At 65.5% G+C, this 894-nt stretch carries 1 protein-coding gene; it reads right to left on the reverse strand.

The genetic code is table 11. The features are described from left to right. Window positions 1-893 (reverse strand): TrbI/VirB10 family protein (locus EOA24_RS43705; RefSeq protein ID WP_281059947.1); only part of this gene is annotated, 893 nt, incomplete at its 3' end. Between the last annotated feature and the right edge of the window lies 1 nt (window position 894).

The following is an 894-nucleotide window of genomic DNA, read 5'->3' on the forward strand; positions in this document are numbered from 1 at the left end:
TTGCCGTAGCGTTCGAGCCAATGCGTATCGACGCGGCCGCCGAGACCGCCCCGCCCGAGACGGTCGGCGCCAGGCGAGGCAATGTCGACCGACACGCCGTCGGAACGTATGACGCGGTTCCAGACGATGAACACACGCTTTTGTCCGCGCGCGATCCCCGAACGATACTCGCCGGTGAGCCGAGAGCCTTTTGGAATCAGAATGCGGCGGCCGTCGAGCGAATAGACGTCCTCGCGCGCCACCGCGCGAACCATGCCGGGCAGATCGGTGTTGATGGCGGTTTCCAGAAATCCGCGGATCATCGTGCCTTCGGGGATCAGCGCATCGGTGCGACGGAAAACCCGCGCCTTCGCCATCGCGTTCGAATGGGTTTCCGATTGCGCGAGAAAGGCTTTGTTCGGATCGTTCTCGGCGCCCGGCACTGGAACAAGCTGACCATCGGCGGCGATTTGCGCCTGGGCCGGCTGATCGTGCCCGGCGGCCGAGTTTGCTTGCTCACTGGTAATCATCTGGTTCGACCGCAGGCGCTCCCACATTGCTTTTTGCCGCTCAGCCTCCTCGGCCTTTCGGCGGGCCTCCTCGTCGGCCGCTTGCTTGCGGCGGGCCTCTTCTTCTTCGGCTTTGCGGCGGGCCTGCTCGGCCGCCAATTGGGCTTCGATCGCGCGCCGCTGCGCGTCGAGATCGGCGCCCTGCTCAACCGTCTGATCGACATCGTCGGCCTGTTGCTTGTTGGCTTCGCCTTCCACGGGCGGCGGCACGACGATCTGGTCGATTGTCTTGTCGGCCGCATGTGGCGCCTCGGCCAGCGCCGGCGGGCGAAATTCAGGCGGGTTGAAATTGTCGCTCGCGTCCGAGGCCGCATCACGAGAGCGCGGCTCGCGCGGCCAGTTGATC

Origin of the sequence: Mesorhizobium sp. M2A.F.Ca.ET.039.01.1.1, assembly GCF_003998035.1 — a bacterium.
In the GTDB taxonomy this organism is placed as follows: domain Bacteria; phylum Pseudomonadota; class Alphaproteobacteria; order Rhizobiales; family Rhizobiaceae; genus Mesorhizobium.